Origin of the sequence: Arthrobacter sp. A2-55 (assembly GCF_025548615.1) — a bacterium.
Classification (GTDB): domain Bacteria; phylum Actinomycetota; class Actinomycetes; order Actinomycetales; family Micrococcaceae; genus Specibacter; species Specibacter silviterrae.
Map to the genome: position 1 here is coordinate 1 of NZ_JAJLOZ010000035.1, position 15,421 is coordinate 15,421.

14 protein-coding genes and 1 pseudogene are annotated in these 15,421 nt (G+C 68.0%); 4 read left to right on the top strand and 11 right to left on the bottom strand.

Annotation, left to right across the window (positions count from 1 at the left end):
* Window positions 1–168: 168 nt before the first annotated feature.
* The gene (locus tag LPN03_RS11130) at window positions 169–822 is read right to left on the bottom strand and encodes a TetR/AcrR family transcriptional regulator (protein ID WP_165182673.1); all 654 of its coding nucleotides are present in this window, start codon (window positions 820–822) and stop codon (window positions 169–171) included.
* Window positions 823–1,013: 191 nt separating this feature from the next.
* On the opposite strand from LPN03_RS11130, the gene LPN03_RS11135 reads away from it, so the two are divergent.
* Window positions 1,014–1,862 carry an SDR family oxidoreductase gene (locus LPN03_RS11135; protein WP_262454275.1) on the top strand — a complete coding sequence of 283 codons (849 nt, stop codon included), beginning with the start codon at window positions 1,014–1,016 and terminating at the stop codon, window positions 1,860–1,862.
* 26 nt (window positions 1,863–1,888) lie between these two features.
* Here LPN03_RS11135 and LPN03_RS11140 read toward each other — a convergent pair.
* The 5 genes and pseudogenes from LPN03_RS11140 to speB all read right to left on the bottom strand — a co-directional run.
* Window positions 1,889–2,482, bottom strand: a pseudogene (locus tag LPN03_RS11140) (maltokinase N-terminal cap-like domain-containing protein); the annotation flags it as partial.
* Window positions 2,483–2,518: 36 nt separating this feature from the next.
* Window positions 2,519–2,854 carry a hypothetical protein gene (locus LPN03_RS11145; RefSeq protein WP_205678276.1) on the bottom strand — a complete coding sequence of 112 codons (336 nt, stop codon included), beginning with the start codon at window positions 2,852–2,854 and terminating at the stop codon, window positions 2,519–2,521.
* 116 nt (window positions 2,855–2,970) lie between these two features.
* Window positions 2,971–3,903, bottom strand: a complete 933-nt coding sequence (locus LPN03_RS11150; protein WP_165182669.1) for a hypothetical protein — start codon at window positions 3,901–3,903, stop codon at window positions 2,971–2,973.
* Window positions 3,904–4,044: 141 nt separating this feature from the next.
* Window positions 4,045–5,739: a thiamine pyrophosphate-binding protein gene (locus tag LPN03_RS11155; protein WP_262454305.1), complete on the bottom strand. Its 1,695-nt coding sequence runs from the start codon at window positions 5,737–5,739 to the stop codon at window positions 4,045–4,047.
* 20 nt (window positions 5,740–5,759) lie between these two features.
* Window positions 5,760–6,857, bottom strand: coding sequence for an agmatinase (gene speB, locus LPN03_RS11160; protein WP_262454277.1), 1,098 nt, complete (start codon window positions 6,855–6,857; stop codon window positions 5,760–5,762).
* 288 nt (window positions 6,858–7,145) lie between these two features.
* Here speB and LPN03_RS11165 point away from each other — a divergent pair, with 288 nt between their 5' ends.
* Window positions 7,146–9,125 (top strand): amino acid permease, encoded by a 1,980-nt coding sequence (locus LPN03_RS11165; RefSeq protein WP_262454278.1) that lies wholly within the window; start codon window positions 7,146–7,148, stop codon window positions 9,123–9,125.
* Between the two features lie 64 nt (window positions 9,126–9,189).
* Here the strand turns inward: LPN03_RS11165 and LPN03_RS11170 are convergent, their stop codons facing one another.
* The 4 genes from LPN03_RS11170 to LPN03_RS11185 are packed head-to-tail and all read right to left on the bottom strand — an operon-like array spanning window position 9,190 to window position 12,473.
* On the bottom strand, window positions 9,190–9,447 hold the full coding sequence (locus LPN03_RS11170) for a ferredoxin (protein WP_262454279.1): 258 nt from the start codon (window positions 9,445–9,447) through the stop codon (window positions 9,190–9,192).
* The gene (locus tag LPN03_RS11175; RefSeq protein ID WP_262454280.1) at window positions 9,444–10,886 is read right to left on the bottom strand and encodes an NADH-ubiquinone oxidoreductase-F iron-sulfur binding region domain-containing protein; all 1,443 of its coding nucleotides are present in this window, start codon (window positions 10,884–10,886) and stop codon (window positions 9,444–9,446) included. The genes LPN03_RS11170 and LPN03_RS11175 overlap by 4 nt, the downstream gene beginning before the upstream one ends.
* On the bottom strand, window positions 10,883–11,452 hold the full coding sequence (locus LPN03_RS11180) for a ferric reductase-like transmembrane domain-containing protein (RefSeq protein ID WP_262454281.1): 570 nt from the start codon (window positions 11,450–11,452) through the stop codon (window positions 10,883–10,885). Before LPN03_RS11180 ends, LPN03_RS11175 begins: the two co-directional genes overlap by 4 nt.
* Entirely contained in the window at window positions 11,445–12,473 is a 1,029-nt protein-coding gene (locus LPN03_RS11185; protein WP_262454282.1) for an FAD:protein FMN transferase, read from the bottom strand. The genes LPN03_RS11180 and LPN03_RS11185 overlap by 8 nt, the downstream gene beginning before the upstream one ends.
* A gap of 51 nt (window positions 12,474–12,524) precedes the next feature.
* Here LPN03_RS11185 and LPN03_RS11190 point away from each other — a divergent pair, with 51 nt between their 5' ends.
* Entirely contained in the window at window positions 12,525–12,746 is a 222-nt protein-coding gene (locus tag LPN03_RS11190) for a hypothetical protein (RefSeq protein ID WP_165182664.1), read from the top strand.
* Between the two features lie 235 nt (window positions 12,747–12,981).
* Here the strand turns inward: LPN03_RS11190 and LPN03_RS11195 are convergent, their stop codons facing one another.
* Entirely contained in the window at window positions 12,982–13,566 is a 585-nt protein-coding gene (locus LPN03_RS11195) for a helix-turn-helix domain-containing protein (RefSeq protein ID WP_262454283.1), read from the bottom strand.
* A gap of 175 nt (window positions 13,567–13,741) precedes the next feature.
* Between LPN03_RS11195 and LPN03_RS11200 the strand changes: the two genes are divergently transcribed.
* On the top strand, window positions 13,742–15,268 hold the full coding sequence (locus tag LPN03_RS11200) for a sodium:solute symporter (RefSeq protein ID WP_262454284.1): 1,527 nt from the start codon (window positions 13,742–13,744) through the stop codon (window positions 15,266–15,268).
* The last annotated feature ends 153 nt before the right edge of the window (window positions 15,269–15,421 follow it).

Here is a 15,421-nt window from a genome sequence, read left to right on the forward strand (position 1 = left end):
GGTTTAGGAGGAAGTCGGCACCCTCGAGCACTTCGGTGATGGCCGCGGTGTCGCCCCAGGTGGCGTGGCCCGTGCGGCCGATGGCGCGCACCCGCCAGCCGGCTGATTCCAATTCGCGCCGAAAATGGGTCCCGATGAAGCCTGATGCCCCCGCGATCACTGCCGTCGTCATGCCTGCACCCGCGCCTTGAGCGCAAGGGCTTCCTCCACAAGCGGCTTGACCACGGGCAGCCGTGACAGGGAGACCAGCCTGCCGATGAGGGGCGCCGCGCCGTCGACCAGGATGCGCGTGCGGCGCTGGTTTTCGGAGCGGTCATACACCCAGAACAGAACGATCCCCATGTACGCGAGCCAGAGCAGTTCCGGCAGCTGGGCCCGCAGGAATTGGGGTATTTTGGTGCCCTGGACGACATCCTCGAAGATGGCGGTTGCCTCGGCCCGCGCCTGCCTTGATGCTTCGCCGAAGGGGTTGACCGAGGATTGCGGCGGCAGGGCGCTGGCAATGAAGGCGCCGCCGAAGGGGTGGTACGGGCCCAGGGCGTCGAGGCCGGCATGGATGGCTGCCTTGAGCCGGTCCGGCAGGCCCGTGGCACCGTCCAATGCTGCGGTTGCCCCCGCATGCTGCTCAGCGACGGATTCCCTGTAGAGCTCCAGCACCAGCTGGTCCTTGGACTCAAAGTAGTAGTAGGCGCTGCCCAGGGACACGCCGGCCTCCGCCGCGATGGCACGCATGGTGGTCTTCGCGTAGCCCCTGCTGCGGAACATGGCGAGCGCGGTCTCCAGCACCAGCGCCCGCGTTGCCGCACTTTTCGTCGTGTCCATGCGCTGCCTCCAATTTTGAACGTGTTCAATTACTAGTACAGCACCCTTTTTGAACATGTTCAACTCTCCCTCGGGGCAACGTTGCCTCCCTGTGCTGTTCATTCCATGGCCGCGGGAGTTGACTGGAGCCATGAACCCGTTCGCCCTCGTGGCGTCGTGCGCCGTGGCGACCACGGGGATCTAATGGAGCCATGAACCAGCCAACCATCGCCGTCACGGGCGCAACCGGATTCGTTGGCGGTCACGCAGCCCGCGCTCTGGCCGATGCCGGCGTGCCCGTGCGCCTGGTGGTCCGCGACCCTGCCAAGGCGCCGAAACTGCCCAACGCGGAGGTGGCCGTGGCAGCGTTCGGTGACAGGTCCGCCGTCGAACATGCCCTGCGCGGCATACACACAGTGCTCATGGTGTCGGCCCAGGAAAACAACACGCGGCTGGCCGAGCACAAATCGTTCATTGACGGGGCAGCGGCGGCCGGGGTGCGGCACGTGGTCTACACCTCATTGGTGTCCGCCGCACCGGATGCCATTTTCACGCTGGCTCGTGACCACTTTGCCACCGAGGAGCATCTCAGGGCCTCTGGCATGGCGTGGACGTTCCGGCGGGACAACCTGTACCAGGATTTCATGCCGTTGATGGTGGGGGACGACGGCGTCATCCGGGGTCCTGCGGGCAGCGGCCGCGCCGCGCTGGTGTCGCGCCGGGACGTGGCGGCCTCGGCTGCCGTAGTCCTGCAGGATGCTGGCGCGCACGCGGGCCGGACGTATGAGCTCACCGGGCCCGAAGCGCTGACCACGGAGGAGGTTGCCGACATTCTCAGTGCGGGCCTGGGCCGGGCCGTCACATTCCACAACGAAACCGTGGCCGAGGCCTACGAATCCCGGAAGGCCTGGGACGCCCCGCCGTGGCAGTACGACGCCTGGGTTTCGACGTACTTGGCCGTCGCGGCCGGCGAGCTGGAGCGGGTGAGCCCGTCGGTGGAGGAGCTGACCGGCCGGCCGCCGCGGTCACTGGCCGAATTCTTGGCCGCCTCGAGGGGCTGAGCCCTCGGCCCCGAGGAGCCCTGCGGTCAGGCCAGGGCGGCCAGCTGGACCGGCACGTCCTGCCCGGTCCACGTCACCGTCAGCGCCGGCTCCCCCAGCACGACGCCGGACAGCTCCAGTTCGCGGGCGATCCGCACCGTAAGCGCCCCGGCACCCACGGTGGTGACGGCATTCGCCGTCGTGGGCCTTTCCGGCGCAAGGGCCGGGACTGCCGCAGCGCTTCCCGTGCTGGCAAGCTGTGCCGTGGCCGGGAGGGTTTCCACCGTTCCGTCCGCCTCCCGGAATTCGACGGCCTGCGCCTTGCCCGTGAGCAGCGCAGCCACCAGCTCGCCGACGTAGACCGGATCTGCCGTGGCATCGTAGACCCAGCGGCTGCCGAGGACGGAGTGCTCCATGGTGCCCACCAGGAAATCTTCCGCTCCGGCCAGCGGTGCACCGCGATAGCTCAGCGGCACCTGGTACGCGGCGGATCCGGCACCAACCAGGATGGTTTCAATGCCCACTTCGCCGGCAGGGTCATCGAAGCGGAAGGAGCCCAGCCGCACCAGGCCGGAGGCATCCCCTGCAAACCACGCCTGTGCGGGCAGCCAGGCGGCCAAAAGTTCCATTTTTGAGGGCCGGAGCTCGGCCTTTAAACAATTGCCATGGGCCCCAGTCTAGGTGCCGGCCGGCCCCGGTCCGCCCACGAAGTCCAGGGCCTCCGCCGCCAATTCGCCCCAGTCCAGGGAGGAATCCTCCCCTGCGGCGAACCATTCCTTCATGGGCTTGCCCTTGTTGGCGTCGAAGCGGGCGCCCTCCCCCGCGGCGAGCAGCGCGTCCACGCGGTCTGCCGGCAGCTTCACCACGATTCGCCCGCGCACCAGCATGGCAAAAATCCGGCCGTCGATCCGCAGCGCCGACCGCCCAAAGCCGCGTCCGGCGTCGGGCGGGGTGATGCCGGGACGGTCTGCGAACCTGTCCACCACGATTTCAAAGCGCTCCGCCGGCTCCATGCCTCCATTATCCGCGCGATCCCTCCCGCCAGCGGCGCGAGCGGGCACTTAACGTGGATGTCCGCGGGAAACATCCACGTTAAGTGCCGGTTCGGCGAGGTGGTGGCTGCAAAAAGTCAGCCGGGGGTCCAACCGGCCGCGCGCAGGGCCTGGGCGACCTTCACCACCACGGCCCGCCCGTCCCCTGCCAGGTCTTCGCTGGACAGCCGGATTTCCGTCCAGCCCAGCCTGCGCGTGGTCTCCTGGCGGCGGATGTCGCGCTGGTACTGCTCGCCGCCGCCGTGGTGGCGGCCGTCGTATTGCAGGCTGATCCGGTACTTTCGGTAGGCGCCGTCCGGCCACAGCACCGGCACTCCGGCGGGATCGTAAAGGACCACGTTCAGCTCGGGCTCGGGCAGTCCGGCATTCACAAGGGCCAGTCGCAGGTACGTTTCCGGCGGCGAATCGGCGCCCACGCGGACCAGGTCCAACGCGGCGCGGGCGTTGCGCATCCCCCGCATCCCGGCATGCCGGGCGATGCAGCGGGCCAGCTCGGCGATGCTGCAGAGCGGCTCCCGAGGCTCGGGGAAGTCCGGCCCGTGGCTGCACACCAGGAAGTCCCCCGCAGCCACCAGGTCCTCCAAGGGGAGCATGGCCGCCAGGTTGAGCCACGTCCGGGCGGGGCTGGTGAGCCGGACGCCATCGATTTCGCCGACGTCGTCCAGGCCGAGGACCATGCTGTGACCCACCACGTTGACGCGCCGGGGTGCCCGTGATTTCGGCGGGTTGGCGAGGTGGATCCGCCAGTCGCCCTCAACCTGGGGCGGCAGCGGGATCCCCCACAGCCGGGCGGCCGAGGTGTGGCTGAGCACGCTGTCGGGATTCACCTGCACATAGGCGGCCAGCGCCGCCGCGCCCTGCAGGGGCACGGCAGCCGGAATCCTGATGCCGCGCGAAACCGTGATCAGGTCCCGGGCACGCAGCCGGTCCCGCGGGACCCCGGCAAGGTCCGCGGCCTCCGTGGTGAACGACCGCCCCAACAAATGTGGCGGCAATGGAATCCGGCGCATACTCAATTGTTCCCGGGAAAAACCCCACTTTCCGGGTTATCCACAGCCCTCTTTCCCCGCCCCCGCGCCGAACCGGCACTTAACGTGGATGTTCTCGGTGAACATCCACGTTAAGTGCCGATTCGGGGAAAAGGGGTGCCGTTAGAGGTTGAGGTGGGTGGGGCCGAACATTTTCAGCAGCACGTCAACCACGACGACGTTCGGCCCGTCCGCAGCGAAGCCCGCCTTCAGCGCGTCCCCGACGTCCTCGGGCTTCACCCGCTTCGCCGGGACGCCAAAGGCTTCCGCCAGCTTCACGAAGTCAGGCCTGGCCAGCTCCGTGTGCGTGGCCTTGCCGAAGGCGCCCACCATGTACTCGCGCAGGATCCCGTAGCCGCCGTCGTCCACGATCAGCCAGGTGACCGGGGCGTTGTGCTGCTTGGCCGTGGCCAGTTCGGAGATGGAGTACATGGAGGAGCCGTCGCCGGCCACTGCCAACACACGCCCGGGCTTGCCCAAACTCTGCAGGCCCAACGATCCGCCGATGGCCGCCGGGAAGCCGTAGCCGAGGCCGCCGGCCCCTTGGGCGGAGTGGAATTCGCCGTCCCGGGAATCCCAGCAGCTCCAGCCCCAGTAGGCGGAGATGGTCATGTCCCAGAACGTCTGCATGTCCGCCGGGACGGCCTCGCGGATGTCAGCCATGAACTTGCGCTCCATGGCGAGGTCCTGCTCGTCAAGCCGCGCCGAAACCTTGGCGAGCGTCTCCTTGACCACCGACTGCGGGGAGGCGCCGTGCCAGTCGGCGTCAGCGCTCAGCGAGGCGTCAAGGGCGTCGTCGAGGGCACCGAGGGCCTGGCCGGCGTCGGCCCGGATCCCCAAGGCGGGGCGGTTGGACTCCAGAACGCGCGGTTCGGCGTCGATCTGGATAATGCGCCCGCGCGGCTCCATGGTGAAGTAGTTGCTGGACACCTCGCCCAGGGATGAGCCGATCACCACCAGGACGTCGGCGTCCTCCAGGACTTCGGTGACGTAGCGGTCCTCCACCCACGACTGCAGTGACAGTTCATGGTTCCAGGGGAATGCGCCGTTCCCGCCGGGAGTGCACACCACGGGGGCGTTCAGCTTTTCGGCAATGGACAGCAGCTGGGCCGCGGCCTTGCCGCGCCGCACGCCGCCACCGGCCACGATGGCGGGCCGCTTGGACTCGGTCAGCCACTTGACGGCCTCCCGGACCAGTTCCACGCGGGGCGGGTTGTCGAACGGCTCGGCCAGGGCGTCTTCCACGGCCGGCACAAAGATCGGGTCGAGCAGCACGTTTTGTGGCACCTCGATCCACACCGGGCCCTGGGGCGAGGACACGGCCTCGGTCCAGGCGTCCTGGATGGCGGAGGGGATCCCGGAGGCGTGCTGGATGAGGCGCTGGCTCTTGGTGACGTTGGCGGCGGACGCCTTTTGGTCATCCAGCTGGTGCAGCATGCCCTTGCGGCGGGCACCCAGGCCTTCCAGCGGAATCTGGCTCGCCACCACAATCATGGGCACGCCGGTTGCGTAGGCTTCCTGCAGCCCGGCCAGTGCGGTCAGCGCGCCGGGGCCGGTGGACAGGAACAGCACGCCCACCTCGCCCGTGGCGCGCGAGTAGCCGTCCGCGGCGAACGCGGAGTTGTTTTCCACGCGTGAGGAGACAAAGTGCAGCGGTGAGCGGCTCAGGGCGTCAAACAAGCCCAGCGCGTGCTGGCCGGGAATGCCGAAGACGGTCTTCGCGCCGAGTGCTGCCAGGGTTTCGACGACGAGGTCCCCTCCGTTGCGCTGGGCCGTCCCCTTCGTGGCGGCCGGGGCCCCGGGGTCGAAGTCGGTCATGTGGCTGGTTGCCGTGTCGCTCACTTGGTGGCTCCCTGGGTCTCGACAGGCTCGACCAGCGGGGACGGCGCGAACCCGGCCGGCCGGCGTCGTGCTTCTGCATCGAGGGCCTGCGCGGCATAGCCGTTGGGGGCGCCAAAGCGGTCCCCTGCAACGAAGTTGTCCGCCATGAGGGAGATGAGCTCGTAGCCCACGTGGCTGGCGGCGACGCCGGTGATTTCGGCGTGGTCGTAGGCCGGGGCGACCTCAACAATGTCGGCGCCGATGAGGTTCATGCCGCGGAAGCCTCGGATGATCTCGAGGAGTTCGCGGCTGGTGATGCCGCCGGCCTCGGGCGTGCCGGTGCCGGGGGCGTGGGCGGGGTCAAGGACGTCGATGTCCACGGAGATGTAGAGGGGGCGCTTGCCGATGCGGGCGCGGATCTTGGCGACAGTTTCCAGCACGCCCTGGTGGTAGACGTCGGCGGAGGTGACGATGCCGAAGCCGAAGCGGTGGTCGTCGTCGAGGTCCTTCTTGCCGTAAAGCGGGCCGCGGGTGCCCACGTGCGAGATGGCCTCGGTGTCCAGCAGGCCCTCCTCGACGGCGCGGCGGAAGGGCGTGCCGTGCGTGTAGGCGGCGCCAAAGTAGGTGTCCCAGGTGTCCAGGTGGGCGTCGAAGTGGAGCATGGCCACGGGTTCGCCGGCCCTTTCAGCGGCGGCGCGCAGCAGGGGCAGGGCGATGGTGTGGTCCCCGCCCAGGGTAAGCAGCTTGGAGCCGCCTGCGGTCAAATCCAGGGCGTTCTGCTGGATGGTCTCGATAGCCTCGCCAATGTTGAACGGGTTCACGGCCATGTCTCCGGCGTCGGCCACCTGGCAGTTTTCAAAGGGGGAAACGTCCCAGGCCGGGTTGTAGGGGCGCAGCAGCCGGCTTGCCTCGCGCACGTGGTTCGCGCCGAAGCGGGCCCCCGGGCGGTAGGAGACTCCGCTGTCAAAGGGGACGCCGACGACGGACACGTCCGCCTTGGCCACCTGGTCCAGGCGCGGCAGGCGCGCGTACGTGGCAGCCCCGGCATAGCGCGGAATCTGGGAGGAATCAATGGGCCCAAGGTTGCCGTTGGCCTCGATGCGGATCTCTTTCATGGACGTCCTCGTTTCATGTCGGGGTTGACCTGGATCACACGCAGGCCGTTGTTGACCATAGTACAACCGATGTTGCTCAATGGAAACCAAAAGTTTCCCCCGGATATACAGCGGCCGGGCAGCGGACACCGCCCAGCCCCGCCGAGAACTGAGCCTGGCGACAACCACCACAGTCTGCGTAAAGATTTCGTCAAGGCCGGGTCAATCCGCAATCCGGGGTGCTAGTCTCACTCTGCCGCAATAGTGCACCTTGCACCGTTGCGTGGCCCCGGCCGAAAGGATCCATCCGTGACTTCCCTCTCCCGCATACCTTCGGAACCCGGGGAGCGGACAAAGCCCACGGGCAAGGCGGCGTTGCGCAAGTGGCTCATGGACGGCCTGCCGGAAAGCTCCGGAAAGCGCCAAGGCCCGCACGGGCGCCCGGATTCCGAACACAAGCCACACACCTGGTGGCGCGTCATGTGCCTGACGGGCCTGGACTACTTTTCCACGTTGGGTTACCAGCCTGCCATTGCGGCACTCGCCGCCGGCGTCCTGGCCCCTCTTGCCACCATCGTCCTGGTCATCGTGACGCTCTTCGGGGCACTGCCCGTCTACAAGCGCGTGGCACGGGAAAGCCCCCACGGTGCCGGGTCCATCGCCATGCTGGAGCGCCTGCTCCCCCGCTGGTGGGGCAAGCTGTTTGTGTTGATTCTGCTGGGTTTTGCCGCGACCGACTTCATGATCACCATCACGCTCTCCGCGGCCGACGCCTCCGCCCACGTCATTGAAAACCCGTTTGCCCCCAGCTTCCTGCACGGGCAAAACATCATCATCACGCTGGTGCTCGTTGCCGCCCTGGCCGCCGTCTTCCTCCGCGGCTTCAAAGAGGCCATTGGCATCGCCGTCGTGCTGGTGGCCGTGTTCCTGGCACTGAACCTGGTGGTCATCGCGGTGGCCCTGGTCAAGGCGCTGGGCAGCCCGCTCCTCACTGCGGACTGGTGGACGGCGCTGACCACCCAGCACGGCAACCCCGTCATGGTGGTGGCCATCGCCCTGCTGGTCTTCCCCCGCCTGGCCCTGGGCCTGTCCGGCTTTGAAACGGGCGTGGCCGTCATGCCCCAGATCAAGGGCCGCCCCGGTGACACCGAGGAGAAGCCCGTGGGCCGGATCGCCGGCGCGCACAAGCTGCTGACGACGGCGGCAGTCATCATGAGCAGCTTCCTCATCACCTCCTCGCTGGCCACCACCATCCTGATCCCCGCCGCGGAATTCCAGCCCGGCGGCGCCGCCAACGGCCGCGCCCTGGCCTACCTGGCCCACCAGCTGCTGGGGCAGGGCTTCGGCACCGTGTACGACATCAGCACCATCGCAATTCTGTGGTTTGCCGGCGCCTCCGCGATGGCCGGACTGCTGAACCTGGTTCCCCGCTACCTGCCGCGCTTTGGCATGGCGCCGGAATGGGCCGGGGCGGTGAGGCCGCTGGTGCTGGTGTTCAGCGTCATCGCCGTCATCATCACCCTCGCCTTCAAGGCCAGCGTTGACGCGCAGGGCGGCGCCTACGCGACAGGGGTGCTGGTCCTGATCACCTCGGCCGCCATTGCGGTGACGCTTTCGGCCAGGCGCAAGAAGCAGAAGGGGCAAACCATCGGCTTCGCGGCCGTATCCGTGGCGTTCATCTACACCACCGTTGCCAACTCGATCGAGCGCCCTGACGGACTGAAGATCGCGGCACTGTTCATCGTGGGCATTGTGGGCGTCAGCTTCCTGTCCCGCATGCGCCGCGCCTTTGAACTGCGGGCCACGTACATCCGCATGGATGAGGCAGCCATGAAATTCGTGGCCGCCGTGGATGAGGACACCATCCGGTTCATTTCCCACGACCCCAAAACGCGCAACGCCGCAGCCTACCGCCGCAAGCTTTCCCACGCCGCCACCGTCAACGAGATCGGCAATCCCAAGGATGCACTGTTCCTTGAGGTCATCGTGGACGACTCCTCCGACTTTGAAACGGCCCTGGAGATCCGCGGCATTGAGCGGCACGGCTTCAAAATCCTGGAAGTCCACGGCTCTACGGTCCCCAACACCGTTGCCGCCGTGCTGCTCCACGTCCGCGACGCCACCGGGATCATTCCGCACATCTACTTCCGCTGGAACGAGGGCAACCCCATCACGAACCTGCTGAAGTTCCTCTTCATTGGCGAAGGCGAGATTGCCCCCGTCACCCGCGAGGTGCTGCGCGAGGCCGAACCCGACCTCACGCAGCGCCCTTGGGTCCACGTCGGCTGACGGCGCCCCGAAAGGTGAGGGAGGGTCAGCCACAGCACCCCGAAAGGTGAGGGAGCGTCGGTGGTCAGGGGCGGGTGAGGCGCAGGGCAAGCACGGGGCAGAGCTTGACTGCGTCCGTAGCCGCACCGAGCTCCGAGTGCTTGAGCGGGACGTTCGACTTGTCGGCATCCACCGCGAGGCGGCCCGGCGCCGCCAGCGGAAAGCCCCAGTCGTCGCGGCTGAGTGCTTCGGGCAGCAATTCGGCACACAGCCCTCGTCCGTCGCACCGCGTCCAGTCAATGTGGAGCCTGGCCGCCGCTTCCCTCCGGGAATCCGCGCTCATCGCCGGCCCCCTTCCGCAGGCGCCCGGCCTGGCAGGTCCCGGACTCCGGCCAGCCCGACGGCGGCATGCCCGACGGCGGCGTGCCCACCGGCATGCCCGACGGCGGCGTGCCCGGCATGCCCCGAATTGCACTGCCCGGCAAGGTGCCAGGGAATGTCGTCGGCGAAGACTTCCAGGGCACTGGCGATGAGCCTGACGGTGCCGTCCGGGTGGTGGCAGGCTCCGCGGCTGGACACCAGGCGGGAAAGCCGCCCCACCTCATCCACCAGCCCGGGATCCAGTGGCGGTCCGGCAACACCGGCACCAGCACCGGCACCGCCGCGGCCGGACCCACCAGACCCGCCGCCCGCCAGCCGCCGCATGACATCCGCCAGCGCGGGCAGCCCGAACATGCACGGGCCGCACTGCCGGGCCGACTGGCCGGCCAGGTAATCCACCATGTCCGCAGTGGCCGCCAGGCCGCAGCGGCCCGGCCCCAGCACGTGCAGCACCCCCGCGCCCGGCCGGACAGCGAGCCCGGCACCCAAGCCGGCGGCCCCTTCATCCACGGAAAGCACCACCCCCTCGGGCCGCACCCAGCGGCCGTGGAAGCCGCCCACCAAAACCGCGGCAACGGCGTCGTGCCTGATCCCTGCCGTGGCCAGCACGTCGGTGAGCGGCGCGCCGCCCGGAACCTCCAAGACCTGCTGGGCAGGGACGTCGCCGGAGAGCGAGACCAGGCGGGTGCCCGGATCCCCGGCCACGCCCGCCGCGCGGAACCAATCGGCGCCGTATCGGGCGATGAGCGCCACCTGCGCCCACGTTTCCACATTCTGGACCAGTGTGGGGCGGCCCTTGAAACCGGAGTCGGCCAGGCGCCGGCGCAGGTCCACGGGAATCGCCCTGCCGGTTTCCAGAAAGTTCACAGCCGCACTGGCCTGCCCCGCCACAAAGGCGTCCGGAGACTCCGTGAGGATCACCCCGGCGGCATCCGGGCGCTCAGCCAGGGCCGCGGCCACGACGTCCAGGTTGCCCGCCGCCGTGTAAATGTAGATGGCGCTGGCAGCCACCGACTGTGCCGTTGCCAGCAGCCCGTCGATCACCAGGTGCGGGGCGTTGTGCAGCAGTGTGGCGTCCTTGAAGCTGAGCGGTTCGCCCTCCGCGCCGTTGGCAATGAGCACCGGGCCGGACGGCCGGGTGGCGTACCGGGCCGCCCCGCCTGCCTCGGCGACGGCGGCGAGCTTGGGCCCGGCCGGGAACGCGGCGCCTCCCCGCCCGGTCAGCCCGGACGCCTGCAACTGCGCCAGCAGGGTGCCGCGCGGTTCGTGTCCGGGAAGCGGCCCGTAGGCCGCCAGATGGCCGGCGTACCCGGCCCGGTCCCCTGCCGCAAACAGCCGCGAGCCGCCATCCCAGGGCTCCCGAACGGCGGCCGGCGACAGCTGCCCCACCGCCGCCGTCATGGCCGCCTCCACTGGCCGTGGAGCTGGCGCAGCCTGGCCGTCTCCAGGAATCCCGCCGACAGCCGCCAGGCCACCGCGGCCACCACAGCCACGGAAACAACGACGACGGCGGCCACCACGGGCGCGCTGGTCCCGTCGGTCCCGTTCCCCACCGAGTGGGCGATGGCCACGGGCCACATGGCGTAGCTCAGCCAGTGGACCAGCTTGAAGGTGCGCTGCCCGATCCGGTGCCGGAGCAGGCCTGTCACCACGACGGCGGCCAGCAGGTCCAGCGCCACGGTCCCGAGCCCCTGCCAGAATGGCCGGTAGGAACCCAGGAAGGGCACGAAAACGTCCGTGACGTGCAGCTGCGCATACGAGTCCAGGAGCAGTGCGCCCACGTGGAAAATGAGAAACACAACTGCCATGAGCGAGACATTGCGGTGCAGGAGCGAGACGGAGACGCGCGGCAGCCGCACCAGCGGCCGTCCCGACCTGGTCAGTATGCCCAGCAGCACCGACACGCTCAGCAGCAGCATCGAGGCGAAGCCGCTGGCCCGGCCAAAGGCCCACATGGCGTTATCCATGGGATCCCACCCCCGCGAGCTCAACCGCCGGCCAGGAGGTGGTGGTCACGGTCCGGCCGCGCTGATCCACCAGACGGGCACTGATGCCCTGCGCCCTCAGCCAAGGCACGGCCGCATGGCCCTTGACGATGGCGCCCGTGCTGTAGGCATTGGCCTCCAGGGCGGTGGGGGCCGCCACGCTGGCGCTCCGCCACACGGTTTCCGCCGGCAGGCCGAACCTGGGGTCCAGGATGTGGTGCCGCTGCGCCCCGGCCTGTTGCCAGCGGCGCTTGACCGTGCTGGAGGTGGCCATGGCATGCCCGGCGGGCAGTGACACCTGCTGGGCAGGGTCCTGCGGCGTGTCCTGGACCAGGATCTGCCAGTGGCCGGCCGCAGCCACGGCAAGCGGACTCTCCACCGCAGGGTCCACGGCCGGGGCGGGCCCGGACGTCGCAATGTCGCCGCCAAGGTTGACCAGGACCCCGCACCCCAGCTCGGAGGCGATGCGCGCCGCAGCCATATCCGCGGCAACCGCCTTCGCGCTGGCGCCGAGATCCACCGTGATGTCGGCCGGGACGGTCAGCAGCCGGCCGTCGAGGCTGATCCGTGTCCAGCCAGGGACGGTGCGGTTGCGCAGCAGCAGGGCGGCCGCCAGGCCGGAGAGTTCCGCCGCGAGTGGGTCATTCGCGGACCGGCCGGAGGTTCCGGCCGAAAAATCCCTGTCATAGCCAAGGGAAATGAGATCGTTTCCGAGCGTGGGGTCCACGGCGCCGTCTGTCCATCGCGCCGCCGCGAGGGCGGATTCCATCAGAGTGGCCAGCAGGGGCGTGACCAGGGCTCCCTGAGTGAGGCTTTCCCGGAGCAGGGCAAGCTCCGAGTCGGGGCGGAAGCGGCTGCAGGCGAGGTCGACGGCGTCGAGCACGTGCCGTGCAAGCTGCTCCGCCGCATCCAGCCGGGAGGGTTCCGTCACCAAGACGGACGCCTCAAGGCCCCACACCTGCCAGGCCCGCGATGCGATGGCGGACGTTTCCGGGGCCCTCATGAGCCTGAAGACTGTGAGTGGCTGGAGCCGCCGTTTCCGGCCTGCAGCTGCGTGCTTGAACTTGAGCTGGAACCGGAGTTGGCACCGGAGTTGGAACTTGAGCTTGAGCCCGAACTGGAACCAGAACTTGAGCCGGAGCTGGAACTTGAACCCGAACTGGAACCAGAACTCGAACCGGAGCTGTCCGCGGAAGCCGTTGGCGCCGCCGTCGTAGTTTGCGTTGTCTGGGAGGTGGCGGCTTTGACGGCATTGGCGGAAGTGATGGTGCCGTAAAAGGCGGCGCTGCCGAGCCCCACCGTGCCGACCGCTCCCAGCGCCACAACGGAAGTGACCGCCTTGGCAAGTGTTTTGGGGTTTCTGGATGAAGCCATGGCGTGCTCCTCACATTCAAAGTCTTGATTTGCGGTGGATTGTCAGTTACTACAATCCAACGCCTTGCTAAGAATTGGCCGTGAGGAGCCTTTCGGCCGCATAGCAATTGGTGGGAGCCGGTGCCGGGGGCCGGCGGTTACGCGCCCGAGCCCGACGCGGCGGGGACCAGGATGAACAGCGCCTCAACCGGTTCGGAAGTGCGGTTTTCCCAGGTGTGGGGTTCGCGGCCGGGGAAGGAAAGTGTGTCGCCGGCCTTCAGGTCATAGGAGTCCTGGGTCAGGATCAGTGTCAGCTCGCCGCTGATGATGTGGAGCACGTCCACGTCGCAGTCCACCGCATAGAGCTCGGATTCGCCGCGGCCAAAGGGTGCAATGGTGGAAGAGAGCACCTGGAGCCGGCGCTCTGAGCGGGCCGTGAGCAGGCGCTCCACAATGCCTTCGCCGCCCAGGGAGATGCGCGGGCCCTCCCCGCGCAGCGTCAGGTGCGTCTCCGGGACGGCGAACAGGTCGCCAATGGAGATGGAGAGGACCTGGCACAGGGTGACCAGGGAGGCAACGCTGGGAGAGGTGAGGTCTCGCTCCACCCGGCTCAGGAAGCCCTTGGTGAGTCCCGTTGCATCGGCCACGTGCTCAATGGTCAGCCGCTGGGACTGGCGGGCCGCCCGGATCCTGGACCCGATGGCCACCGGTGCCGAGCTGGGCTCAACGGGTAATGCCTTCATGTTCACTCCTTTAGCTCCGGGCACCACGTGCCCAAGGCGACTCTATACGGATGTGACGGGCGTACTTCCATTTTGACTGTTACCGCAATCACAGTTTAGCCTAATGGACAACGGAAGTTGCCTGATAGGCAATTTTCTATCGAGGAGTCATCATCACTGCACCCTGGAGCCTTACATGAGCTTGAACATTGCCATAGTCGTCCTCTACCTGGTGGCCATGCTGGCCTTCGGGTGGTGGGGCAAATCGCGCACCAAGAACAACAGCGACTTCCTGGTGGCCGGGCGGCGCCTGGGCCCGTTCCTGTACACCGGCACGATGGCCGCCGTCGTCCTGGGCGGCGCCTCAACCGTGGGCGGCGTGGGCCTCGGGTACAAGTTCGGCATTTCCGGCATGTGGCTGGTGGTGGCGATCGGCGTGGGCGTGCTGCTGCTGAGCCTGCTGTTCGCTCCCACCATCCAAAAGCTGAAGATCTACACGGTCTCCCAAATGCTCAGCCTGCGCTACGGGCAGGAAACCACCAAGATGTCCGGCATTGTGATGCTGGCCTACACCGTCATGATCTCGGCAACCTCCACCGGCGCCTACGCCACCATCTTTGTGGTGCTGTTTGGCTGGGAGCGTTGGCTGGCGATTGCCGTGGGCGGTGCCATTGTGCTGGTCTACTCCACCATTGGCGGCATGTGGTCCATCACCCTGGCGGACCAGGTGCAGTTCGTCATCAAGACCGTGGGCGTCTTCCTGCTCATGCTCCCCTTCGCCTGGAACGCCGCCGGAGGTCTCGCCGGCATCCAGTCCCGCGTTGAGTCCAGCTTCTTCCAGTGGGACGGCATCGGCGTCCAGACCATCATCACCTACTTTGTCATCTACACCCTGGGCCTGCTGATCGGCCAGGACATCTGGCAGCGCGTCTTCACCGCCCGCGACCCCAAGGTGGCCCGCGTTGGCGGCGCCACGGCCGGCATCTACTGCATCCTGTACGGCGTGGCCGGTGCCCTGATCGGCCTGGCCGCCCGCGTGGCCCTGCCCTCCATTGACGTCGCCACGCTGGGCAAGGACGTGGTTTACGCGGAGGTTGCCACGCACCTGCTGCCCATCGGCCTGGGTGGGATCGTCATGGCCGCCGCCGTGGCCGCCATGATGTCAACCGCCTCCGGCGCCCTGATCGCCGCAGCCACCGTGGCCCGCAAGGACGTGGTCCCGTTCGTGGCCAGCTGGTTCGGCAAGACCATAGACACCTCCGACACCTCCAACCCGGAGCACGACGTCAACGCCAACCGCTGGTACGTGCTGGGCCTGGGGCTGGGCGTGGTGCTCATTTCCATCGTGGTCAGCGACGTGGTCTTCGCCCTGACCATCGCCTACGACATCCTGGTGGGCGGGCTCCTGGTGGCCATCATCGGCGGGCTGGCGTGGAAGCGCGGCACCGGCCTGGGCGCCGCCTGGTCCATGGCCGTGGGCTGCGGCCTGACCCTGGTGCTGCTGGTGCTCTACGCGACGGGAGTGATCCCCAGCGCGGACGGCATCTACGCCAACGAGCCCATCTACTACGGCCTGCTCGCCTCCCTCATTGTCTACGTTGCCGTCTCGCTGGCCACCCCGGCCACTCCGGCCCACATCCGCGACGCCTGGGACCGCCGGTTGAGTGCGGCTGCCACGGATTCCAACGAGGACGACATCGAAGTGCTCACCAGCCGGAAGTAGCCGGTCTCAGCCGGGAACTTTTCCCTGGGGCAAAACCCGGGCTGGGTTTTGCCCCGGGTGCACCGGGGGCACAACCCAAGTCGAGTTTTGCCCCACAGGAAAGTGCATCGTTGCGTAAGCGGCACGACGGCGGATGGTCACGTAATAAATTAC

Bases quoted from the DNA above. Each gene is read 5' to 3' on its own strand.
- LPN03_RS11135 (WP_262454275.1), top strand. From the start codon at position 1,014: ATGAACCAGCCAACCATCGCCGTCACGGGCGCAACCGGATTCGTTGGC.
- LPN03_RS11150 (WP_165182669.1), bottom strand. From the start codon at position 3,903: ATGCGCCGGATTCCATTGCCGCCACATTTGTTGGGGCGGTCGTTCACC.
- LPN03_RS11200 (WP_262454284.1), top strand. From the start codon at position 13,742: ATGAGCTTGAACATTGCCATAGTCGTCCTCTACCTGGTGGCCATGCTG.
- LPN03_RS11180 (WP_262454281.1), bottom strand. From the start codon at position 11,452: ATGGATAACGCCATGTGGGCCTTTGGCCGGGCCAGCGGCTTCGCCTCG.
- LPN03_RS11170 (WP_262454279.1), bottom strand. From the start codon at position 9,447: ATGAGCGCGGATTCCCGGAGGGAAGCGGCGGCCAGGCTCCACATTGAC.
- LPN03_RS11145 (WP_205678276.1), bottom strand. From the start codon at position 2,854: ATGGAGCCGGCGGAGCGCTTTGAAATCGTGGTGGACAGGTTCGCAGAC.
- LPN03_RS11175 (WP_262454280.1), bottom strand. From the start codon at position 10,886: ATGACGGCGGCGGTGGGGCAGCTGTCGCCGGCCGCCGTTCGGGAGCCC.
- LPN03_RS11155 (WP_262454305.1), bottom strand. From the start codon at position 5,739: ATGACCGACTTCGACCCCGGGGCCCCGGCCGCCACGAAGGGGACGGCC.
- LPN03_RS11185 (WP_262454282.1), bottom strand. From the start codon at position 12,473: ATGAGGGCCCCGGAAACGTCCGCCATCGCATCGCGGGCCTGGCAGGTG.
- speB (WP_262454277.1), bottom strand. From the start codon at position 6,857: ATGAAAGAGATCCGCATCGAGGCCAACGGCAACCTTGGGCCCATTGAT.
- LPN03_RS11195 (WP_262454283.1), bottom strand. From the start codon at position 13,566: ATGAAGGCATTACCCGTTGAGCCCAGCTCGGCACCGGTGGCCATCGGG.
- LPN03_RS11130 (WP_165182673.1), bottom strand. From the start codon at position 822: ATGGACACGACGAAAAGTGCGGCAACGCGGGCGCTGGTGCTGGAGACC.